We start from the raw sequence: 22,577 nt of genomic DNA, 5'->3' as shown, positions 1-22,577 counted from the left end.
TTCAATGCTCCTGGGAGGCGGTCTTGCGGACCGGATGCAAAACAACGGGGCGCTGCTCGGCCGCACGGCGCTGCGCCATGCGCTCGGCCGCGCGGGTGCGGTCCTTGACGTCGCCGGCGAGTTGGCCGCAGGCGGCATCGATGTCGTCGCCGCGCGTCTTGCGCACGGTGGTCACGAGACCGGCCTCGCTCAGCGCCTTGGCGAACGCCAGGACGCGCGGCTGCGGCGAACGCAGCAGGCCCGAGGCCGGAAACGGGTTGAACGGGATCAGGTTGAACTTGCACGAGATGCCGTGCCTGCGCACCAGTTCGACCAGTTGGCGTGCATGCTCTGGCTGGTCGTTCACGCCGTCGAGCATGCAGTACTCGAAGGTGATGAAGTCGCGCGGGGCATGGGCCAGGTAGCGCTTGCAGGCCTCGATGAGTTCGTCGATCGGGTACTTGCGATTCAGCGGAACGAGGTCGTCGCGCAGCGGATCGTTGGGCGCGTGCAGCGAAACCGCGAGCGCCACGGCGCAATCGGCGCCGAGGCGGTCGATCATTGGCACCACGCCGGAGGTCGACACCGTCACGCGGCGGCGCGACAGCCCGTAGGCGTTGTCGTCGAGCATGGTGCGCAGCGCTGGCACGAGCGCCGAGTAGTTCTGCAGCGGCTCGCCCATGCCCATCATCACCACGTTGGAAATGACGCGCTCGTCGCGCTTGAGGTGCTTGCGAAGGAAGTGTTCGGCAAACCAGAGCTGGGCGACGATCTCGCCCGTGCTGAGGTTGCGGCTGAAGCCCTGATGCCCCGTCGAGCAAAAGCGGCAACCGACCGCACAGCCGGCTTGAGACGACACGCAAAGAGTGCCGCGGTCGTCCTCGGGAATGAATACGGCTTCGACGGCATTGCCGTCACCGACGTCGAACAGCCACTTGATCGTGCCGTCCCTGGATTCGTGCTGCGTGATGACCGGCAGGGCCTCGACGCGAGCGGTGGTCGCGAGCTTCTCGCGCAGCGACTTCGCCAGATCTGTCATCTGGGTGAAGTCGCTGGCGCCACGCTGGTGGATCCAGCGGAACAGCTGCGTGGCGCGGAATTTCTTCTCGCCGAGTTTTTCGCAGAACGCAGCCAACCCCTCGAGATCGAAATCGAGCAGATTGGCCGTGGTCATGGAATCGGGGCGAGATCCGGGTTTCAGCGTGCGTAGACGTTGAGGCCGGCGAAGAAGAAGGCCACTTCGTTCGCGGCGGTTTCGGGAGCGTCCGAACCGTGAACGGCGTTGGCGTCGATGCTGTCGGCGAAGTCGGCGCGGATGGTGCCGGCGGCTGCCTTCTTGGGGTCCGTGGCGCCCATCAGGTCACGGTTCTTGGCGATGGCGTTCTCGCCTTCGAGCACTTGCACGAACACGGGGCCCGAGATCATGAATTCGACGAGGTCCTTGAAGAAGGGACGCTCCTTGTGCACGGCGTAGAACTGCTCGGCTTCGTTGCGCGACAGGTGCACCAGCTTGGCGGCGACGATCTTCAGGCCGGCGGCCTCGAAGCGGGAAACGATCTTGCCGATGACGTTCTTGGCAACTGCGTCGGGCTTGATGATGGAAAGGGTACGTTCGATAGCCATTGAAATGCTTCCTGGAGCTTTGATTTTGAAGTGTTTTGTCACAACTGCAACGAGTTTGTTGCGTCACATGTCGACAAAGCCTCTGATTTTAACCGGCGCAGCCTTGCGGATTGGTGAAAACCCCGCGAAAGGCCGCGCTGCGACGGCAGACTTTCAGCGCCCGCGGCGGCGTCCGCCGCCCTGGCCTGCGAAGCCGCCCCCGCCCCCGCCGCCTCCGCGGCGCTGACCTCCTCCGCGCTGCTCCTTGCGCTGGCGCGAGAAGCTGTCGGCGCCGATGTAGCCCAGCGAGGTCTTCATCGGATCGGGCTGATTGCCACCGCCACCCTGCTGCTGGCGATCGCCGCTCTGGCGGTTGCCGTTGCCGCGGCGTCCCTGCCCCTGGGGCTGCCCGCCGCCACGGTTGGAACGTCCTCCCCGCTCGCCGCGCGGCGGACGGCCGTCGCCAAGCGGATTCGGGATCGGCGCCTCGCGCCCGCCGTCGTCACGCGCTTCGCGCATGTCGCGCGGCTGCTGCTGGCCGCCGCCGTTGCGATTGCCACGGCGCTTCTTGTTGCGGCCGCCGCGGCCGTTGCCGCCACCGCCCTCCTGCCCCGGGCCACGCTGCTGCTGGCCCGGACGGGCGACCGCGCCACCCGAGGCCTGGAACAGCGCACGGATGTCGCGGTCGTCGAGTTCCATCCAGGCGCCGCGCTTCAGGCCGCGCGGCAGCACCATCGCGCCGTAGCGGATGCGGATCAGCCGGCTGACCGCGTGGCCCACCGACTCGAACAGCCGGCGCACCTCGCGGTTACGGCCTTCGGAGATCGTCACGCGATACCAGCAGTTGGAGCCTTCGCCGCCACCGTCCTCGATGGCACCGAACTGCGCCATGCCATCGTCGAGGCGCACGCCGTCCAGCAGCTTCTGCTTCTCTTCGGCGGTGAGCGCACCTAGCACGCGCACCGCGTACTCGCGCTCCAGGCCGAAGCGAGGGTGCATGAGCTGGTTGGCCAGGTCGCCGGAGCTGCTGAATAGCAGCAGGCCCTCGGTATTCAGGTCGAGACGGCCCACCGACTGCCACTTGCCCTGCTGCAGGCGCGGCAGCTTGCGGAACACGGTCGGGCGGTTCTGTGGATCGTCGTGCGTGACCACCTCGCCCACGGGCTTGTGGTACGCGATCACGCGCGGCGGCGGTGGCGCGATGCGATAGCGGATCGGCTTGCCGTTGATCTTGACCTGGTCGCCGTACTGGATGCGCTGGCCGATGTGGGCCGGCTCGTTGTTGACGGAAATGCGGCCCTGCAGGATGAGCTGCTCCATTTCGAGCCGCGAGCCCAGGCCGGCCTGCGCCAGCACCTTGTGCAATTTGGGCGAATCGGCCTCAGGGAGCAGCACGCGCTTGAGCGGCGGGACTTCGGGGCTTTCCTCGTCGGCGTCGAACTGGCCGGAGATGACGTCCGCGAAGCGGATCGGCTCCGGCGGCGGCGCGTTGCGCTGCTCGCGCTCGGCGGCGCGGCGGGCGCGGTCGAGGTCGTCTTCTTCCTCGTCCGGCTCTTCGTCTTCCTCGTCTTCGTCACGGGAGTCATCGTCGCGGTCGTCGCGGTCATCGAGGCGCTCGGCCCGATGCGCCTCGACAGGCTCCGGATCACGCGCCACCTCCGCGACGACTGCAACAGGCGCCTCTTCGACGACGGCCGCGACAACTTCCGGCTCGCCCACTTGCCGGGGCGCCTCCGCCACGGGCGCGGCCACGGCCTCGGCCTCAGTTTCGGGCGCAACCTGCTCGACCACCTTCTTCTTGCGTGGTGCACGCGGCTTCTTCGGTGCCTCGACTTCTGCCTCGGCCGGCGCTACCGCCTCGACTGCATCGACCGCCTTCCTGGCCGGGGTCGCCCTTTTCTTCTTCTTGACTTCGGGCTCGACCGGCAGCATCGCTGCGTCTTCGGTGTCGGTTGTGCTCATGAGGTTTTTCCGGGGGAGGGAGCGTCAGGGTCGGTCTCGTCCTCGGACGGGGCATCGGGCTCTGACGCGGGTTCTTGTTCTGGCTCGGCGGGGGCAGATTCGGCTCCCGCTTCGTTCTCGGCGAACTGTGCCTGGGCGGCCTCGATCGCTTCGGCAGCTTCGGCTGCCTTGACTGCTTCCACGACTTCGGGCGCGGTGTCGACGATCGCGGGCTCCCGGGCAGGCATCTCCAGCGCTTCAGCCGTCTCGGCAACGGCTTCTTCGCCTTGTTGCGCAGCAGCAATCTCGGCGTCCGCCGCCGGCACGCCGGCCAAGGAGAGTTCCAGCTCCGCCGATCCGGACGCATCTGCATCGCCCTCCGGCGCCGCATCGATCGGCAGCCCCTGCTGCTCGCCCGAGGCCTGCTCGAGCGCGTCGACCAGCGCCGCCTGCTGCGCGGGCGTCTCGATCAGCGGCAGCTGGTCGAGCGAGGCCAGGCCCAGGTCGTCGAGGAACTGGCGCGTGGTCGCGTAGAGCGCCGGGCGGCCGACCGTTTCGCGGTGGCCGATGACCTCGACCCAGCCGCGATCTTCCAGCTGCTTGAGGATCAGCGAGTTGATCGTCACGCCGCGGATGTCTTCCATGTCGCCGCGCGTGGCGGGCTGTCGGTAGGCGATGATGGCCAGCGTCTCGAGCGCCGCGCGCGTGTAGCGCGGCGGCTTTTCGGGGTGCAGGCGATCGAGGTGGTCGCGCATTTCCGGCCGGCTCTGGAAGCGCCAGCCGCTGCCGACGCTCACCAGCTCCAGGCCACGTTGCGCCCAGTCTTCCTGCAGTTCGAGCAGCAGCGCCTTGATGGTGTCCGCACCCAGCTCGTCGTCGAACAGCACGCGCATATCGCGCACCGGCAACGGCTGGCTCGAACAGATCAAGGCGGTTTCGAGAATGCGCTTGGCATCCGCCGTATTCATGGTTCGCGTTATCCGGGAAAAGGCGCCTGGGGGCGCTTGTTCAGATGGATGGAAGGAGTAGGCGCTGCAGGCACGCGGCGAATGCAACGCAAGGCCGGTCTCGGGCGACCGGCGCGGCCCTCGGGCCGTCAGGCGCGATTGTAATCCAGCCCCCAGGCCTGCAAAGCCTGGACGAGGTCCCCCGGCAACGGCGAGCGGAACTCCAGCGCCGCTTGCGTGACGGGATGCACGAAGGCCAGCCTGAATGCATGCAGCGCCTGCCGCGACAGCCCCGCGGCCGGCGCGCCGCCGTAGAGCGCGTCGCCCACCAGCGGATGGCCGATGGAGGCCATATGCACGCGGATCTGGTGGGTGCGCCCGGTTTCGAGCGTGCAGCGCACGGCACAACCCTCGGCGTTGCTGTCGAGCCGCTCGATCAGCGTGCGGGCGGTCTTGCCCGCATGGCGCTCCAGATCGACCACCGCCATGCGCAGCCGGTTGCGCGGATCGCGCCCGATGGGGGCGTCGACATGCCGTGCAGGGGCGCCCTCCCACTGCCTGTGGCCGATGGCCAGGTACTGCCGCTTGACCTCGCGCGCGGCGATCAGCGCCACCATCGCATCCATGGCGGGGCGCGTGCGCGCCACCACCATCAGGCCGCTGGTATCGCGGTCGAGCCGATGCACTATGCCGGCACGCGGCAGCAGCACCGCCTTGGGGTCGAGCGCCAGCAGGCCGTTCAGCAGCGTGCCGCTCCAGTGCCCCGGTGCCGGGTGCACCACGAGGCCGGCGGGCTTGTCGACGATGCGCAGATGCTCGTCCTCGTACACGGTGACGATGTCCATCGCCTCCGGCCGGAAGGCCTGGCTCTGGGGCGTGGGGCGCAATTCGATGCGCCCGGACTGCCCCGCCTTCACCGGCGCCGAGGCCTTTGTGACGGTGCGCCCCTGCAACTCGACGACGCCTGCCTCGATCAGCTGCTGCAGATAGCTGCGGGAAAACTCGGGCACCAGCGCCGCCAGGGCCCGATCGAGCCGCTGGCCGTGCTGGGCCGGGTCGATGACGAAGGGCCGCTGCTCGCTGGCCTCGGCCGGGTCGGCGCCCTCTTCGTGCTCGGCCACCTCCGGGCTGTCGGGGATATTGCCCAGAGGGTCGGTCGATATAATTGAGGGCAACTGTTTCACGAAAGCCGTATGTGATGATTCGCGCCAAATTATCGGTCCCCGCCTGGATCGCGCTCAGCGCGGCGGCTCTGCTGGCAGCTGGCTGCTCGTCGACCCCGACCGCCGACAAGACCGCCACCTGGAGCCCCAACCGCATCTATTCGGAAGCCAAGGACGAGGCCGGATCGGGCGCCTACGACAAGGCCATTCCGCTCTACGAGAAGCTCGAAGGCCGCGCAGCCGGCACCCCGCTGGCCCAGCAGGCACAGCTGGAAAAGGCCTACGCCCAGTACAAGTCCGGAGAGAAGGCGGCCGCCATCGCCACCGTCGACCGCTTCATGAAGCTGCACCCGGCGAGCCCGGCCATGGACTACGCGCTCTACCTCAAGGGCGTGATCAACTTCAACGACGACCTCGGCATGTTCGCATTCCTGACGCGCCAGGACCTGTCGGAGCGCGACCAGAAGGCCGCCAAGGAATCGTTCGAGGCGTTCAAGGACCTGGCCACGCGCTTCCCCGACTCGCGCTATGCCCCCGACGCACGCCAGCGCATGAACTACATCGTGAACTCGCTCGCGCAGTACGAGGTTCACGTGGCGCGCTACTACTACACGCGCGGCGCCTACCTGGCGGCCATCAACCGCGCCCAGGTCGCGCTGGCCGACTACCGCGAAGTGCCGGCGCTCGAAGAAGCCCTGTACATCATGGTCAAGTCGTACGACGCACTCGGCATGAAGGATCTGCGCGACGACGCCCAGCGCGTGCTGACCACCAACTACCCGCAGAGCACGTTCCTCGCCAACGGCTTCAAGGGCAAGGACGACCCGTGGTGGAAGGTCTGGTAAGCCAGACGACCTTCCTGAACCGGTAGGGCCGCAAGCGCCCTGCCGAAGCCTCCCGCTCAGTTCCTGAGCGCCTCCAGCGCGGCATCGAAATCGGCTTCGTTCTCGAGCCGCCGCATCGGAGGCAAGGCTGCCAGCAGACGGCGGCCATAGCCCATCGCCACCAGCCGCGTATCGCAGATCGCCAGCACGCCGCTGTCGGTCTCGCGCCTGATCAGGCGCCCCGCACCCTGCTTGAGCGCCACCGCCGCCTCGGGCAGCGAATAGTCGGCGAACGAACTCCGCCCCTGCGCCTCCAGCCGCTGCGAGCGCGCCTCGACCAGCGGATCGTTGGGCGGCGGAAACGGCAGCTTGTCGATCACCACCAGCTGAAGCACGTCTCCCGGTGCATCGAACCCCTCCCAGAACGACGCCGACGCCACCAGCACGCAGCCCGCGCGCCCGGCGCTCGAGCCTTCGCGGAAGCGGTCCATCAGCACGCGCTTGGGCAGTTCGCCCTGCACGAGCACTTCGGGCCGAACTTGTGCGTCGAGCAGTTCGAACTGCTGCCTCATCTCGTCGCCGATGGTGCGCAATGCGCGCAGCGTGGTCGTCAGCACCAGCGTGCGGCCGCCCAGCTCCGCCGCCCCGCGCGCCGCGAGCTGCGCGACGCGCTGGCTGTGCGACGGATCGTTGGGCTTGGGAAAGGCGCGCGGCACGTAGATCGCGGCCTGGGAGGCGTAGTCGAAGGGGCTCTGCACGCGCAGCACTTCGGCGTCCTGCAGGCCGCAGGGCTCGGTGAACCAGCGCAGCGTGGGCTCGTCGCCCAGCGTGGCCGACGTGAAGACCCAGGCGCGGCCGCCCTCTTCGTGTGCAGCGCCCGAACGCGCCGGCTGCTCGCCGTAGGCGTCCAGGCCGTCTTCCTGCTCGTCACCGTCGATCCCGGCCTCATCGGCCTCGCCGGCCTCGTCGGCGATCTTGAGCACCCGCTTGCGCATCGCATCGGCGATGTCCAGAGGCGATTCGATGAGCCGCAGTTGCGTGCCCACATCCACCCAGCGCACGGAATCGAGTTCGCACGGCAAGGCGAAGCGCGCGGTGCGTTTCGCGAGCTGGCGAGCCCGCTCGTGCAGCCGCACGAAGTCGGGCGAGATTTCGCTGACGGTGTCCAGCCCTTGCGCTGCCGCCCGGAATGCATCCAGCAGGTCGTCGAGCGCCCCCTGCCACGCCGCGGGGTCGATGCCCTCGGGCGACGGGCCCAGCCAGCGCAGCTTCGCGCCCGGCCATTGCTTGCCGACAACCAGCCGCAGATCGCGCGCGGCGCGCTCGGTGGTGGACACCAGCTGCTGCCAGTCGACCAGGCCGCGCGCATGCTGCAGGCCCGCGGCCAGCATGTCGTGCGCGAAGTCGAGCGCCTGGCCGGTTCCGAGCTGGGCGCCCAGGAACTGCACGCCGGTCTCGTTGAGTTGATGCGCCTCGTCGAACACCACCACGCTCACCGTCGGCAGCAGCTCCGCCATGCCGGTCTCGCGCACCGCGAGGTCGGCGAAGAAGAGATGGTGGTTGATGACGACGATGTCGGCCGCCAGCGCCTCGCGCCGCGCCAGGTTGACGTGGCAGGGCTTGAACTGCGGGCATTGGGCGCCCAGGCAGTTCTCGCGGGTGGAGGTGATCAGCGGAATGAGCGGCGAGCGCTCGTCGAGCCCCGGCAGCTCGGCCAGGTCGCCGGTGCGCGTGGCCTTGGACCATTGCTCGATCTTGGCGAGCGTGCGCAGGCTGCCGCGCTCTGGCAGGGAAGCATCGTGGCGCGCCATGTCGAGCCGGTGCAGGCACAGATAGCTGGCGCGGCCCTTGAGCAGCGCCGTACGCACCGGCAGGCCGAAGGCTTCGACGAGACGCGGCAGGTCGCGGCCGAAGAGCTGGTCCTGCAGGGTCTTGGTGGCGGTGGAAAGCAGCACGCGCTCGCCGCTCAGGAGCGCCGGCACGAGGTAGGAAAAGGTCTTGCCGACGCCGGTGCCGGCCTCGACCACCAGCACACCGCCCTTGTCGATGGTGCGGGCCACGGCCATCGCCATCTCGGTCTGCCCCGAGCGTTCGCGGAACTGCTCCGCGGCGCGCGAAAGGCCACCGTCCTGCGCGAAGGCGTCGCGCACCTTGTCTTCGAGCGACCCCGTCACGCCGGCTCTTTCGGATCGAGGATGTTTTCCAGGCGGGCGATCTGGTCGCGCAGCGCGAGGCGGCGCTTCTTGAGGCGCCGAAGCAGCAGCTCGTCCTGCGGCGAGCCTTCGGCCAGACGGTCGATGGTGGCATCGAGGTCTGCGTGCTCGATGCGCAGTTCGATCAGCTGGCGGGAAAGGGAGTGAAGATTGGAGTCCAACGGTGGGGAGCGCACGCCTGGTTTTCGCGCCGCATGTTCATTCGATAATACGTCCTGACACGAATCTCCGAGAAGACAGGAACCCGCGCTTCAGGCGCCCATTGCTTCATGACCCAAGGCTTTCGACTCGCAGCGGCCACCGGACTCCACAAGGGAGACCGCCCGTACCAGCAGGACCAGGTCCTGCTGATGAGCCACCCGCGCGTGCCCGGCTGCGTGCTGGGCGTTGTGGCCGATGGCATGGGTGGGCGCAGCGGCGGGCGCAAGGCCTCCGACCAGGTGCTCATGACGGCGCGCCAGCTCTTCACGCGCTACCAGCCCGGCAAGGAAGACCCGGAAGCCTTGCTCAAGCAAATCCTCGAGGACTCGCACACGGTCATCAAGCTCACCGCCGTTTCCGCCGAGCAGGAACCGCACAGCACGATCGCGGCCTTCCTCATGAACCCGAAGGGCGACTGCGCCTGGATCCACGCCGGCGATTCGCGCATCTACCACTTCCACGACGGAGAGCTGCTCAAGCGCACGCGCGACCACTCGTACGTGCAGGTGCTGATTGACCGGGGCCAGATCACCGAGGCCGAGGCCAACATCCATCCGCAGGGCAACATCCTGCTGGGCTGCCTGGGCATGACGACCACGCCGCCGCCCATCGACCCCTACTACATCCCGAAGATGGCGCCGGGCGACCTGCTGATGGCCTGCAGCGACGGGCTCTGGCACTACTTCAGCCCCGAGGAACTGGCGAGCGTGCTTTATGCGCAGCCGCCGCGCGACGCGGTGGAAATCCTGGTGGGCGAAGCGCGCCGCCGGGCCCGGGGCACGGGCGACAACATCTCGATCGCGGTCCTGAAGCTCGATCCGCTCCCCGCTGCCGCCGCCTGAGCGCGGGCAGCGGGCGCCACCCTCTCTCTTTGCCTGTCAGGGCTTGGCCGGTCCCGGCTCGGAAGGCGGCGGGGGCAACGGCGCCCCGCGCGGCTTGTCGCGCTGCTGGGCGTTGCGCCGCTCGCGATCGGCCCTGTGTTCCGCTGCACGGCGCTGCTTCTCCTCGAAGCGCCGAACGGCCTCTGGCGCTTCCGCGCGACGCTGGGCTGCCTTGGCCTGCTCGTCGGCGTGCGACTGCTGCTTGGACTGGAACTGGCGCTCGCGCTCGGCAGCTTCGGCTGCCGTGGAGGCACGGCTGGCCGCGTGATCGGCGGCGCGCTGCTCGCGGTCCTTCTGGTTCTGGATGGATTGCTGCTGCTTCTCGGGCGTATCCACCGAGCGCTGCGTGCCCGCCTTTTCGTCGAGCTTCCTCAGCTCGGCCGCACCGCTGCGCTGGCGCTGGATGTCGTTGATCGCGGTTTCCTGCCGCTTGATGTTGTCCGTTTCGGCGCGGCGACGGGTGCGGCTCTCGCGCAGGCAGTCTTCCACCGCGAACTTCTTGTAGCAGGCGGCCCGCTCCTCGACGTAGCGCTTCTCTATGGCCTCTCGCTCGGCCGACAGCCGGCGCTTCTCGGCGTCGAGGTCGGCGTTGCCCGCCGTGGCGTTGGACTGCGCCCACAGCGGCAGGCTGGCCAACGCCATGAACAGGGCAAGAACGATTTTTTTCATGTAAGTCGGGTATCGACGACGCGGCGTTCCAGGGCAAGGAACTCGCTCGATTGCATCTCGGTGAGCCGGGAGACCGTGCGCGGAAACTCATGCGACAGCGGGCCCTCGGTGTACAACGCCTCGGGCGGAACCTCAGCCGACATGATGAGCTTGCATCGCCGGTCGTACAAGACGTCGACCAGCCATGTGAAACGGCGTGCTTCGGAAGCCATGCGCACCGGCATGTGTGGCACGTCGGACAGCAGGATGGTGTGGAACTGGCTCGCAATCTCCAGATAGTCGTTCTGAGAGCGCGGACCACCGCACAGCGTCTTGAAATCGAACCAGACCACGCCGCCGGCCTTGCGCAGCGCGCGGATCTCGCGCTGCTCGATGTGCAGGATCGGGTTCTCGTCCGCCGTCTCGGCGAGCTTCTCGAAGGCCTTGCGCATCTCCTTCTCGGCCGCCGCGTCGTTGGGCGTGAGATACATGCGCAGCTGCTCCAGCGTGCGGCGCCGGTAGTCGGTGCCGTTGTCCACGCTCAGCACCTCGAGCTTTTCGTTCAGCAGCTCGATGGCAGGCAGGATGCGGTCGCGGTGCAGGCCGCCCGGGTACAGGTCGTCGGGCTTGAAGTTCGAGGTGGTGACGAACCCCACGCCGTTGTCGAAGAGCGACACCAGCAGGCGATGGAGAATCATCGCGTCGGTGATGTCCGCCACGTGGAACTCGTCGAAGCAGATCAGCTTGTAGCGCTTCGAGATGCGCAGCCCCAGTTCGTCGAGCGGGTTCACCGTGCCCTGCAGCTCGCGCAGCTCGCGGTGCACCTCGCGCATGAACTCGTGGAAGTGCAGGCGCGTCTTGCGCCGCAGCGGCACGGCGTTGAAGAACAGGTCCATCAGGAAGCTCTTGCCCCGCCCGACGCCGCCGTACATGTAGACGCCGCGCGGGAGCTCCGGCCTGTTGATGAACTTCTTCAGCGCATTCGAGCGCTGGGCCTTGTACTCGGCCCATTCGCTGGCGCAGCGATCCAGCGCCTCCACGGCGCGCAGCTGCGCGGGATCGCTCTTGAACCCGCGCGCAGCGAGTTCCGCCTCGTAGGCCTGTTTGACGCTGGTCAAAAGATCGGTGGGATCAGAAGTTCAGCGTGCGCTTGTCCACGGCGAGTGCCGCTTCCTTCGTGGCTTCCGACAGCGACGGGTGCGCGTGGCAGATGCGCGCGATGTCCTCGGCGCTGGCCTTGAACTCCATCGCCACAACGGCTTCGGAGATCAGCTCGCTGGCCTGCGGGCCCACGATGTGCACGCCCAGGATCTCGTCGGTCGCGGCGTCGGCCAGGAACTTGACCATGCCGGTCGTGTCGCCCAGCGCGCGTGCGCGGCCGTTCGCCAGGAACGGGAAGGTGCCGGCCTTGTAGGCGCGGCCCGAGGCCTTGAGCTGCTGCTCGGTCTGGCCGACCCACGCGATCTCGGGGCTGGTGTAGATCACCCACGGGATCGTGTTGAAGTTGACGTGACCATGCTGGCCGGCAATGCGCTCGGCCACGGCAACGCCCTCTTCCTCGGCCTTGTGCGCCAGCATCGGGCCACGCACCACGTCGCCGATGGCCCACACGTTGGGCAGGCTGGTCTTGCACTCGTCGTCCACCGCGATGGCGCCGCGCTCGTCGAGCTTCAGGCCCACGGCTTCGGCGTTCAGGCCGATGGTGTTGGGCACGCGGCCGATCGACACGATCAGCTTGTCGACTTCCAGCGTCTGGGCTTCGCCCTTGGCGTTGGTCCAGGCGACGCTCACACCCTTCTTCGACGACTTGATCTCGCCGACCTTCACGCCGAGTTCGATCTTGAGCTTCTGCTTGTCGAAGGCCTTCTTGGCTTCCTTCGCGATCTGCTCGTCCACCGCGCCGAGGAAGGTCGGCAGTGCCTCGAGCACCGTGACTTCAGCGCCGAGGCGACGCCACACCGAGCCCATTTCCAGGCCGATGACGCCCGAGCCGATCAGGCCCAGCTTCTTCGGCACCGCGCCGATGCGCAGCGCGCCGTCGTTCGAGAGGATGTTCTCCTCGTCGAACGGCGTGCCCGGCAGCGCGCGGGCGTTGGAGCCCGTGGCCACGATGATGTGCTTGCCGACGATCGACTCTTCGGCGGCGCCGGCCACCTTGATCTCGTAGCCGCCGGCGTCCGCCTTCACGAACGAGCCACGGCCATGGAAGAACGAAATCTTGTTCTTCTTGAAGAGGTACAAGATGCCGTCGTTGTTCTGCTTCACGACCTGGTCCTTGCGGGCCAGCATCTTGTCGATGTCCAGGCCCAGGCCTTCGACCTTGATGCCGTGGTCGGCGAAGTGGTGGCCGGCCTGCTCGAAGTGCTCAGACGACTGCAGCAGCGCCTTCGAGGGAATGCAGCCCACGTTGGTGCAGGTGCCGCCCGGTGCGGGGCCGCCCTTGCCGTTCTTCCACTCGTCGATGCAGGCGACGTTGAAGCCGAGTTGCGCGGCGCGGATGGCAGCGATGTAGCCGCCAGGGCCGCCGCCGATGACGATCACGTCAAATTGTTTGGACATAGGTTCTTTCGTAATTCGGTGTACCGCCTTCCGCCACGGCCGCGCGAAGCGCAGGCCATCTCGGAGGCACCCGCGGAACCGGCTTTGCCGGGCCGCCGGGTGCGCCCCCTCGAGGGGGGAGGCGGCTACACGAAGTGAGCAAGCAACGGGGGTGGGTCAGATATCGAACAGCAGGCGCGACGGATCCTCGAGGGCTTCCTTCATGGCCACCAGGCCCAGCACGGCTTCACGGCCGTCGATAATGCGGTGGTCGTAGCTCATTGCCAGGTAGTTCATCGGACGGACCACGATCTGGCCGTTCTCGACCACGGCGCGGTCCTTGGTGGCGTGCACGCCGAGGATGGCCGACTGGGGCGGGTTGATGATCGGGGTCGAGAGCATCGAGCCGAAAGTGCCGCCGTTCGAGATGGAGAACGTGCCACCGGTCATTTCCTCGATGCCCAGCTTGCCGTCCTGGGCCTTCTTACCGTACTCGGCGATCTTCTTCTCGATGTCGGCGAAGCTCATCTGGTCGGCATTGCGCAGGATCGGCACCACCAGGCCGCGCGGCGAACCGACGGCGATGCCGATGTCGAAGTAGCCGTGGTACAGGATGTCGTTGCCGTCCACCGAGGCGTTGAGCACCGGGTACTTCTTGAGGGCATGCACGGCAGCCTTCACGAAGAAGGACATGAAGCCGAGCTTCACGCCGTGTTCCTTGGTGAAGCTGTCCTGGAAGCGCTTGCGCAGTTCCATGACGGGCGCCATGTTGACTTCGTTGAAGGTCGTCAGGATGGCGTTGGTCGACTGCGACTGGATCAGGCGCTCGGCGATGCGGGCGCGCAGGCGACTCATCGGCACGCGCTGCTCGGGGCGCTCGCCCAGGTCGGGGGCGCTGGCGGGAGCGGCGACCTGCGGCAGTGCAGGCTTGGCGGCCGGCACGGCGACGGTGGCGGCAGGTGCTGCAGGCTTGGCGCCCGAGGCGACTGCGGCGAGCACGTCGCCCTTGGTCACGCGGCCGTCCTTGCCGGTGCCGGCCACGTCGCCCGTCTTCAGGTTGTTGTCGGCCAGCAGCTTGGCGGCGGCGGGCATCGCGACGTCGGCCTTCGAGCCGCCGGTGGCTGCAGCAGCCGCTGCCGGAGCGGCCGCGGGCGCCGGGGCCGCCGCGGCGGCGGGTGCCGCTGCGGGAGCGGCCGCGCCGGCCTTGCCTTCGGTGTCGATCTTGGCGATCAGCTGGTCGGCGACCACGGTGGCGCCGTCGGGCTGGATGATTTCGGCCAGCACGCCGGCCGAGGGAGCGGGCACTTCGAGCACGACCTTGTCGGTCTCGATCTCGATCAGGATTTCATCGACGGCGACGGCTTCGCCGGCCTTCTTCTTCCAGGTGAGCATGGTGGCTTCGGCCACGGATTCGGAAAGCTGGGGGACTTTGACTTCAACGATAGACATTTGGAGTGGGCTCCGATTTGTTCTTCAGGGTGTTCGTGTGAAAGAGGACAGGTTTACTTGGTCAGCACGAAGCCCTTGAGCTTGGCGAACGCGCCGTCGACCAGCGCCTTCTGCTGTTCCTGGTGCAGGTGCGAGTAGCCCACCGCCGGCGATGCCGAGGCGGCACGGCCGGAATAGCCGAGCTTCTGGCCTTCCTGCATGTTTTCGTGGATGTAGTGCTGCACGAAGAACCAGGCGCCCTGGTTCTGCGGCTCGTCCTGGCACCACACCACGTCGACGAGATTCGGGTACTTCTTGATCTCGGCGGCGAATGCCTTGTGCGGGAACGGATAGAGCTGCTCGACGCGGATGATCGCCACGTCGTCGGCTTCCTTCTCCTCGCGCTTCTTGGCCAGGTCGTAGTAGACCTTGCCCGAGCAAGCGATCAGGCGCTTGACCTTCTCCGCCTTCAGGTCGCGGCTGTCGGGGATCACGGTCTGGAAGCCGCCCTTGACGAACTCGGACAGCGGGGAGGTCGCGTCCTTGTTACGCAGCAGCGACTTCGGCGTCATGATGATCAGCGGCTTGCGCAGGCTGCGCACCATCTGGCGGCGCAGCACGTGGAAGATCTGGCTGGCCGTGGTGGGCTGCACGATCTGCATGTTGGCGTCGGCGGCCAGCTGCATGAAGCGCTCCAGGCGGGCCGAGCTGTGCTCGGGGCCCTGGCCTTCGTAGCCGTGCGGCAGCATCATGGTGATGCCGTTGACGCGGCCCCACTTCACTTCGCCCGAGGCGATGAACTGGTCGATCACCACTTGCGCGCCGTTGACGAAATCGCCGAACTGCGCTTCCCAGATGACGAGCGTGTTCGGGTCGTTCGAGGCGTAGCCGTATTCGAAGGCCAGCACCGCTTCTTCCGAGAGGATGGAGTCGATGACGACGAACGGAGCCTGGTTGTCGGCCACGTTCTGCAGCGGCACGTAGGTGCCTTCGTCGAACTTCTCGCGGTTCTGGTCGTGCAGCACCGCGTGGCGGTGCGTGAAGGTGCCGCGGCCGGAGTCTTCACCCGACAGGCGCACCGGGTAGCCGCTGGCCACCAGCGAGGCGAAGGCCATGTGCTCGCCCATGCCCCAGTCGACGTTGACGTCGCCGCGGCCCATGGCAGCGCGGTCGTCCAGCACCTTCTTCACCAGCGGGTGCACGGTGAAGCCTTGCGGCACGGTTGTGATCTTCTCGGCCAGCCGCTTCCACTCGGTGGTGGGGATGGCGGTGTCGCCGGCGTCGGTCCACTTCTTGTTGAGGAAGGGGCTCCAGTCGACCGCGTACTTGCTCTTGAAGTTGGTCAGCACCGGGTCGATGGTGTGCTTGCCGGCATCCATGGCGGCGCGGTAGGCCTTGACCATGTCGTCGCCGAGCGTCTCGCCCAGGCCTTGCGCGGCCAGCTTGTCTGCGTACAGGCGGCGGGTGCCGGGGTGCTGGGCGATCTTCTTGTACATCAGCGGCTGGGTGAGCGAGGGGGTGTCCTGCTCGTTGTGGCCCAGCTTGCGGTAGCAGACGATGTCGATGACCACGTCCTTGTTGAATTCCTGGCGGAACTCCAGCGCGAGCTGCATGCACAGCACCACGGCTTCGGGATCGTCGCCGTTCACGTGCAGCACCGGCGCATCGATCATCTTGACGATGTCCGTGCAGTACAGCGTCGAGCGGCTGTCGCGCGGGTCGCTGGTGGTGAAGCCGATCTGGTTGTTGATGACGATGTGGACCGTGCCGCCGGTGTAGTAGCCGCGGGTTTCGGCCAGCGCCAGCGTTTCCATGACCACGCCCTGGCCGGCGAAGGCGGCGTCGCCGTGCACGAGCACCGGCAGCACCGAGTCGCCTTCCTTGTCGCCGCGGCGGTCCATGCGGGCGCGCACCGAGCCTTCGACGACCGGGTTGACGATCTCGAGGTGGGAGGGGTTGAAGGCCAGCGACAGGTGCACCGGGCCGCCAGGGGTGCTGACGTCGGAGCTGAAGCCCTGGTGGTACTTCACGTCGCCGCTGGGCAGCTCTTCGGGGGCAGTGTGGTCGAACTCGGCGAACAGGTCGGCAGGCATCTTGCCCAGCGAGTTCACCAGCACGTTCAGGCGGCCGCGGTGGGCCATGCCGATCACGATTTCCTGCACGCCCTTCTCACCGGCGCGGTTGATGAGTTCGTCCATCGCGACGATGAAGCTCTCGCCGCCTTCGAGCGAGAAGCGCTTCTGGCCGACGTACTTGGTGTGGAGGAAGCGCTCCAGGCCTTCGGCCGCGGTCAGGCGGTCGAGAACGCGCTTCTTCTGGTCGGCGTTCAGCTTGGGATTGGTGCGGGCGCTCTCGAGCTTCTGCTGCCACCAGCGCTTGTGGTTCTGGTCGGTGGTGTACATGTACTCGGCGCCGATGGTGCCGCAGTACGTTTCGCGCAGTGCGTTGAGCAGTTCGCGCAAGGACATGGTGTCCTTGCCGAAGAAAGTGTTGCTGGTGTTGAACACCGTCTCGAGGTCGGCGTCGGCGAAGCCGTAGAACGAGGGCTCGAGTTCAGGAATGGAGGGACGCTCGGCGCGCTTGAGCGGATCGAGGTCGGCCCAGCGGGCGCCGACGTTGCGGTAGGCGGCGATCAGTTGCTGGACCGCGGTGCGCTTGCGGCCGAGTTCGGAGTCGGCGCCGCTGGCCTGCACGACCTTGGTCGTGCCCTGCTTCGCGAGTTCGGCGAAGGCGTTGATGACCGGCTGGTGGGGGACGTCGCGGGTGTTCGTGCCGTCGGCGGCGGGAACGTTCTGCAGCGCGTCGAAGTACGAACGCCAGTTGTCGGGAACGCTGCCTGGGTTGGCGAGGTAGTTTTCGTACATTTCCTCGACGTACGGCGCATTGCCGCCGAAGAGGTACGTGTTGCCTTGATAGGCGGTGTACGCCGTGGGCGTAGAAGAATCGCTCATGATCCGCTGACCTTCGCTTCCCTGAGGGAAGCACTAGCTGGTTTAAGAAACCTTCCGCGACACGGCTGAACCGATTGGCGGATGCGACTGTGGCTGGGGAAGGGCCTGAGTACCTTGGCATTGTGCCACGTCAACCATATGACGGTCCAACCCGGCTTCGCAACCCCCCGCTGTTGCTCATTCCCCGCTCATTCGGCTCAAGAAAGTAACTGTTTGATCTGCTGCAGCGTGGCGGGGTCGTCGATGGTGGTCAGGTCGCCGGGGTCGCGCTGCTCGCAGACGGCCTGGATGGCCCGACGCAGCAGCTTGCCGCTACGGGTCTTCGGCAGGCCGGAGACGAAACGCACGCGGGCCGGCCGGGCCAGGGCACCGAGCTGGTCGGCCACCAGCTTCATGATCTCGCCTTCGAGCTTGAGGGCCACGTCGGCATCGGTCACGGCCTTGCCGTCCCTGGGCACCACGAAGGCCATTGCGACCTGTCCCTTCAGCGCATCGGCCACGCCGACCACCGCCACTTCGGCGACGTTGGAATGGCCCGAGATGCTTTCCTCGATCTCGCGCGTGCCCAGCCGGTGGCCCGCCACGTTGATCACGTCGTCGGTGCGCCCGAGGATGTAGAAATAGCCGTCCTCGTCGCGGATGCCCCAGTCGAAGGTCGAATAGACCATCTTGCCCGGCACGCTCTTCCAGTACGTGTTGACGAAGCGCGCGTCGTCCTTCCACACGGTCTGCATGAAACCCGGCGGGGTCGGCCCCTCGACCACGACCACGCCCTTCTCGTTCGCGCCGGTCAACTCCTCGCCGGTGGACTCGTGCACGATCCTGATGCGGTAGCCGTACATCGGCACCCCGGGGCTGCCGAACTTGCTGGGCTTGGGCTCGACGCCGTTGGCGATGGTGATCATCGGCCAGCCCGATTCGGTCTGCCAGTAGTTGTCGATGATCGGCACGCCCAGGCCCTCGCTGATCCAGCGTGCGGTCGGCTCGTCGAGCGGCTCGCCGGCCAGGAACAGCGCGCGCAACGTGGAGAGGTCGTATTTCTTCAGCAGCGCCGGGTCCTGCTTCTTGAGCACGCGCACCGCCGTGGGCGCGCTGAACATCACCGTGACCTTGTACTTTTCGACGAGGCGCCACCAGATGCCGCCGTCGGGCTGCCGGTCGATGCCCTGCGTGGGCAGGCCCTCGTACATGATCGTCGCCATGCCGGCGATCAGCGGGCCGTAGACGATGTAGCTGTGCCCTACCACCCAGCCGATGTCGCTGGTCGAGAAGTAGGTTTCGCCGGGCCGCCCGTCGAAGATGTGCTTCATGCTCGCAGCCAGCGCGACCGCGTACCCGCCCACGTCGCGCTGCACGCCCTTGGGCTTGCCGGTGGTGCCGCTCGTGTAGATGGTGTAGCTGATGTCGGTAGAGGTCAGCCAGGTGCAGGGCACCTTGGCGTCGAGGTGCTTGCGGCGCAGCTCGGCGGCCAGGTGGTCGCGCCCCGCCGTCAGGTCCATAGGCGCCAGCCCCCGGTCGGTGAGCAGCACGGCCGATGGCTTGTGCTTCGACAGCCGGATCGCCTCGTCGAGCAGCGGCTTGTACGCGATGACCTTGTTGCCGCGCGATCCCGCGTCGGCGCTCACGATCACCTTGGGCTCGGCGTCCTCGATGCGCGTGGCGAGCGAGCCGCTGGCGAAGCCGCCGAACACCACGCAATGGATGGCGCCGATGCGCGCGCAGGCCAGCATCGCGAAGGCGGCCTCCGGAATCATCGGCATGTAGATGAGCACGCGGTCACCCTTGCCCACACCCAGCTCGAGGAGGCTGGCGGCGGTGCGCTGCACTTCGGCGTGCAGCTCGGCGAAGCTGTAGCTCTTCTCTACGCCGGTCTCGGTGGACACGAAGATCAGCGCCGGCTGGTCGCCACGCGCCGCCAGGTGCCGGTCGACGGCGTTGTGGCAGAGGTTGGTGGTGCCGCCCACGAACCAGCGCGCGAAAGGCGGCTGGCTGGCGTCGAGGATCTGTTGCGCGGGCGTCTGCCAGTCGATCAGCTTCGCCTGCTCGGCCCAGAAGGCCTCGGGCGCGTCGACGGATTGGCGATAGAACTCTTCGTAGCGGCTCATCTCGGTTGTCTCCTGTTATTCGTCCAGTCCTGGCAGGCGCCAAAACTGAATTCATAATTATGGAGACCGATCTTGCAGCAAGCTGACAGCCGGGGCAACCCGGCTTTGCTCCGCCGCCCGGCTCAGCGGACGAGCGAGAGCACTTCAGGAAACGCGGGATGCTCCGCCGTACGCAGCCACTCGAAGCCGACCATCTCGGTCGTCACCAACTCGGCGCCAGCACCGGCCAGCCGGTCGAAGGCGGCATCGCGGTTGCGCTCGGTGCGCGAGCTGCAGGCATCGGTCACGACCCAGACCTCGAACTCGTCTTCCAGCAGGTCGAGCGCCGTCTGCAGCAGGCAGACATGGGCTTCGCAACCGGCGATGACGATGCTGTTGCGCTCCTCGGCGGGCGCCGCGGGCTTCTGCAGGTGCTTTGGCAGGCTGCGCGCATTGCCCTGCGGTGCCTTGGCCGGCACGCGCAGCCACTCGCCCAGGCCCTCTTCCACGCCACTGAAATGCATCTTCGACATGGTGCGCTGGCATTGCGCACGGATGTCGGGCAGGTTCTGGCCCAGCTTGGAGGGGTTGTGCTCGGTGCCGAACACCGGCACCTGGAACAGCTTGGCCATCCTGCCGAGCCGCACGGCGTTCTGCGCGACCGCTTCCCCCTCGAAGATCGCCGGCATCAGGCGCGCCTGGTAATCGACCAGGACGAGTTGGGATTGCGAGGCGTCGAGCAGCATGAACGGGTTCTTTCTTTTTCAGGAATCGGTTGAATCGGGCTGAACCGTACCACCGAAAAGACCCGGTTGGCGCGCGCCGCCGGCAACGCGCTCCACGAGCTGCGCCACGTAGGCCTTGAACAGCGCGTCGGCCGACTGCCTGAACATGCGGATGCGCCCCGTGTGCAGCAGCAGCAGCAGGCCGACGCCGTGCGCGAAGAGCGCGGTGTTCTCGCGCAGGGCTGCGTCGGCGTCCAGCCCCATGTCCTGCAGCGCCTCTTCGCAGGGCCGCAGGGCCTGGTAGAGATGGTCGTTCAACTCGTGGTCGAGCTCGCTGGTCAGCCCGCGCGGGCGCATGCCCTGCACCAGATAGAAGCCCAGGTCGAGCTCGCGTGGGTTCGCGGCATAGAAGTCGAACCAGGCCTGGGCCCTCGCGGCGAGGGCCTGGCCGGGGCCGTCCTGCGGCGCGGAGGCCTCGGCCACCGCGGCCTGCAGCCGCTGGATGGACTCGTTCAGCAGGGCCGCGTAGATGGCCTCCTTGCTCTCGAAGTACGAATAAATGGCGCCGGGCGTGTAGCCGGCCTTCCTGGCGATCTCCCGAACGCTGGCGCCCTCGATGCCGGCTTCCAGAAAGACCGCGCGGGCGGCATCGAGCACGAGGGCGCGGCGGGCGTCGCTGAGCGCCTGGCGGCGCTGGGTCTTGGCTTCCATGGACGGGACTATAGCCCTCGATTGATCGCACGCCCAATTTTTTGATCATTGATTGAAAAATTGAACAGTGTTTAAATCTTGATAAAACCCATCCGATCAGGAGACAGACACGATGAACGCCCCACTCCCCGGCACCTCCCTCATGTCCGGCGCCGACTACCGCGAATCGCTGCGCCGCTACAAGCCCACCGTGTTCGTCGACGGCCGCCGCGTCGACAGCGTGGCCGACGAAGCCGCCTTCCAGCCAGGCATCAATGCCATCGCCCTCACCTACGACTACGCCCGCAGGAGCGAGCACGAGCCGCTGATGACCGCCGTGCAGCACACCAGCGGCAAGCGGGTCAACCGGCTGTCCCACATCAACACGAGCGCGGGCGACCTGCTCAACAAGCTCGAAGCCGTGCGGCTGGTCTGCCAGGAAACAGGCTGCGCCCAGCGCTACCTGACGCACGATGCGCTCAACGCCATCGCCCAGGTGTCGGCCCGCATCGACGACGCGCGCGGCAGCACCGAGCACGCCGCGCGCTTCCACGAGTACCTGCACCGCGTGCAGGACCAGGACCTGACCCTGGGCGTGGCCATGACCGATGCCAAGGGCGACCGCAGCCGCCGGCCGCACGAGCAGGCGAACGTCGACAGCTACATGCACGTGGTGGAACGCAACGCGCGCGGCATCGTCATCTCGGGCACCAAGGCCATCGTGACCGGCGCGCCTTACGTGCACGAGTTGCTGGTCATGCCCTGCCGCAACATGGGCAAGGAAGACGCCGACTTCGCCGTCTGCTGCGCCGTGCCGCTGGATGCGCCCGGCCTCACCATCGTCGCGCGACCGGCGGGCCGGCCCGGCGAGAAACTGGAGCACGGCGACGCCCTCTTCAGCCGCAAGTACGGCCAGAGCACCGGCGTGTGCATGTTCGACCGCGTCTTCGTGCCCTGGGAGCGCGTGTTCTACGCGGGCGAGTGGGAGCATTCCGGCCACCTGACCTACAGCTACGCCACGCACCACCGCCACAGCTGCATCGGCGCGCGCGCCGGCTTCGGCGACCTGCTGATCGGTGCGGGGGCGCTGATGTGCGAGGCCAACGGCTTCGACCCGGGCAAGGAAAGCCACCTGCGTGAGCAGATGGTGGAGCTCATCACCATCACCGAGAGCTTCTTCGCCTGCGGCGTGGCGGCCAGCGTCTATGGCAAGGCCGATGAGCACTGCGAAGTGTTCATGCCCGACCCGGTGTTCAGCAACATCGGCAAGCTGCTGCTGGCCACGAAGATCTACGACATGCACCGCATTGCGCACTACGTGAGCGGCGGCCTGATCGTCACCCTGCCCGGCCCTGACGAAGACCACAACCCCGAGACCGCGGCCCGCCTGTCCGACGTGCTGCGCGCCAACCCGGCCATTCCCTACGAGCAGCGCATCGAGACCGCCCGCTTCATCGAGGACCTGACGGCCGGCTACCAGGGCGGCTGGTACAGCGTGATCAGCCTGCACGGCGGCGGCTCGCCCGCGGCGATGAAGCAGGAGATCTGGCGCAACTACCCGGTCGGCTCCAAGGTCGAGCTGGTCGAACGCATCCTGGAGCGCGGCATCGCGGCCGATGGCTCGCCCGCCGCCGCGCCGCACGACCCGGCCCGCGCGATCACCCGCAACCGCCAGCCCGGCAAGTGCTGCGACACCGGCTGCACCACGCCCGGCCAGGCCGTGATGATCGAGCTGCCCGTCTCGCGGCGCGCCTAGACTCCG

The 22,577-nt window shown here is 67.3% G+C and carries 18 protein-coding genes; 3 read left to right on the top strand and 15 right to left on the bottom strand.

Going from position 1 to position 22,577, the window contains the following annotated elements:
* Position 1: 1 nt before the first annotated feature.
* The 5 genes from rlmN to ABL838_RS12970 form a co-directional block, all read right to left on the bottom strand.
* Positions 2 to 1,153 (bottom strand): 23S rRNA (adenine(2503)-C(2))-methyltransferase RlmN, encoded by a 1,152-nt coding sequence (gene rlmN, locus ABL838_RS12990; protein ID WP_126018820.1) that lies wholly within the window; start codon positions 1,151 to 1,153, stop codon positions 2 to 4.
* A gap of 23 nt (positions 1,154 to 1,176) precedes the next feature.
* Positions 1,177 to 1,602 (bottom strand): nucleoside-diphosphate kinase, encoded by a 426-nt coding sequence (gene ndk / locus ABL838_RS12985; RefSeq protein WP_019653122.1) that lies wholly within the window; start codon positions 1,600 to 1,602, stop codon positions 1,177 to 1,179.
* 153 nt (positions 1,603 to 1,755) lie between these two features.
* Positions 1,756 to 3,543, bottom strand: coding sequence for a pseudouridine synthase (locus ABL838_RS12980; RefSeq protein WP_418125567.1), 1,788 nt, complete (start codon positions 3,541 to 3,543; stop codon positions 1,756 to 1,758).
* Positions 3,540 to 4,490 carry an SMC-Scp complex subunit ScpB gene (scpB, locus tag ABL838_RS12975; protein WP_418125566.1) on the bottom strand — a complete coding sequence of 317 codons (951 nt, stop codon included), beginning with the start codon at positions 4,488 to 4,490 and terminating at the stop codon, positions 3,540 to 3,542. The genes ABL838_RS12980 and scpB overlap by 4 nt, the downstream gene beginning before the upstream one ends.
* Positions 4,491 to 4,618: 128 nt before the next feature.
* A complete protein-coding gene (locus tag ABL838_RS12970; RefSeq protein WP_418120466.1) occupies positions 4,619 to 5,644 on the bottom strand; it encodes an RluA family pseudouridine synthase in 1,026 nt (341 codons plus the stop codon).
* A gap of 23 nt (positions 5,645 to 5,667) precedes the next feature.
* Here ABL838_RS12970 and ABL838_RS12965 point away from each other — a divergent pair, with 23 nt between their 5' ends.
* A complete protein-coding gene (locus tag ABL838_RS12965; protein ID WP_126018814.1) occupies positions 5,668 to 6,477 on the top strand; it encodes an outer membrane protein assembly factor BamD in 810 nt (269 codons plus the stop codon).
* 56 nt (positions 6,478 to 6,533) lie between these two features.
* On the opposite strand, the gene ABL838_RS12960 is transcribed toward ABL838_RS12965, so the two are convergent.
* Positions 6,534 to 8,630 carry an ATP-dependent DNA helicase gene (locus ABL838_RS12960; RefSeq protein WP_418125565.1) on the bottom strand — a complete coding sequence of 699 codons (2,097 nt, stop codon included), beginning with the start codon at positions 8,628 to 8,630 and terminating at the stop codon, positions 6,534 to 6,536.
* Positions 8,627 to 8,830, bottom strand: a complete 204-nt coding sequence (locus ABL838_RS12955) for a YdcH family protein (RefSeq protein ID WP_093201587.1) — start codon at positions 8,828 to 8,830, stop codon at positions 8,627 to 8,629. The genes ABL838_RS12960 and ABL838_RS12955 overlap by 4 nt, the downstream gene beginning before the upstream one ends.
* 108 nt (positions 8,831 to 8,938) lie before the next feature.
* Between ABL838_RS12955 and ABL838_RS12950 the strand changes: the two genes are divergently transcribed.
* Complete coding sequence (locus ABL838_RS12950) at positions 8,939 to 9,712, top strand: PP2C family protein-serine/threonine phosphatase (protein ID WP_126018808.1); 774 nt, start codon at positions 8,939 to 8,941, stop codon at positions 9,710 to 9,712.
* Positions 9,713 to 9,748: 36 nt separating this feature from the next.
* On the opposite strand, the gene ABL838_RS12945 is transcribed toward ABL838_RS12950, so the two are convergent.
* The 8 genes from ABL838_RS12945 to ABL838_RS12910 all read right to left on the bottom strand — a co-directional run bounded on the left by ABL838_RS12945 (position 9,749) and on the right by ABL838_RS12910 (position 20,836).
* Positions 9,749 to 10,420, bottom strand: coding sequence for a hypothetical protein (locus tag ABL838_RS12945; RefSeq protein WP_418125564.1), 672 nt, complete (start codon positions 10,418 to 10,420; stop codon positions 9,749 to 9,751).
* Complete coding sequence (gene zapE / locus ABL838_RS12940; RefSeq protein ID WP_184638592.1) at positions 10,417 to 11,517, bottom strand: cell division protein ZapE; 1,101 nt, start codon at positions 11,515 to 11,517, stop codon at positions 10,417 to 10,419. Before zapE ends, ABL838_RS12945 begins: the two co-directional genes overlap by 4 nt.
* 13 nt (positions 11,518 to 11,530) lie before the next feature.
* Positions 11,531 to 12,958 carry a dihydrolipoyl dehydrogenase gene (gene lpdA / locus ABL838_RS12935; protein WP_418125563.1) on the bottom strand — a complete coding sequence of 476 codons (1,428 nt, stop codon included), beginning with the start codon at positions 12,956 to 12,958 and terminating at the stop codon, positions 11,531 to 11,533.
* A gap of 156 nt (positions 12,959 to 13,114) precedes the next feature.
* Positions 13,115 to 14,386, bottom strand: coding sequence for a 2-oxoglutarate dehydrogenase complex dihydrolipoyllysine-residue succinyltransferase (gene odhB, locus ABL838_RS12930; protein ID WP_418125562.1), 1,272 nt, complete (start codon positions 14,384 to 14,386; stop codon positions 13,115 to 13,117).
* Positions 14,387 to 14,439: 53 nt separating this feature from the next.
* Positions 14,440 to 17,316, bottom strand: coding sequence for a 2-oxoglutarate dehydrogenase E1 component (locus ABL838_RS12925; protein ID WP_369658468.1), 2,877 nt, complete (start codon positions 17,314 to 17,316; stop codon positions 14,440 to 14,442).
* 197 nt (positions 17,317 to 17,513) lie between these two features.
* Positions 17,514 to 19,421 (bottom strand): propionate--CoA ligase, encoded by a 1,908-nt coding sequence (locus tag ABL838_RS12920; RefSeq protein WP_418125561.1) that lies wholly within the window; start codon positions 19,419 to 19,421, stop codon positions 17,514 to 17,516.
* A gap of 122 nt (positions 19,422 to 19,543) precedes the next feature.
* Positions 19,544 to 20,146 (bottom strand): isochorismatase family protein, encoded by a 603-nt coding sequence (locus tag ABL838_RS12915; protein WP_184638599.1) that lies wholly within the window; start codon positions 20,144 to 20,146, stop codon positions 19,544 to 19,546.
* A gap of 18 nt (positions 20,147 to 20,164) precedes the next feature.
* Positions 20,165 to 20,836, bottom strand: coding sequence for a TetR/AcrR family transcriptional regulator (locus tag ABL838_RS12910; RefSeq protein WP_418125560.1), 672 nt, complete (start codon positions 20,834 to 20,836; stop codon positions 20,165 to 20,167).
* Between the two features lie 112 nt (positions 20,837 to 20,948).
* Here ABL838_RS12910 and ABL838_RS12905 point away from each other — a divergent pair, with 112 nt between their 5' ends.
* Positions 20,949 to 22,571, top strand: coding sequence for a 4-hydroxyphenylacetate 3-hydroxylase family protein (locus ABL838_RS12905; protein ID WP_418125558.1), 1,623 nt, complete (start codon positions 20,949 to 20,951; stop codon positions 22,569 to 22,571).
* The last annotated feature ends 6 nt before the right edge of the window (positions 22,572 to 22,577 follow it).

The organism is Variovorax sp. 160MFSha2.1 (assembly GCF_048305075.1).
GTDB classification, from domain to species: domain Bacteria; phylum Pseudomonadota; class Gammaproteobacteria; order Burkholderiales; family Burkholderiaceae_C; genus Variovorax; species Variovorax guangxiensis.
The sequence above is the reverse complement of the archived record's forward strand: the minus strand, read 5'-3'. Positions and strand labels throughout refer to the sequence as shown.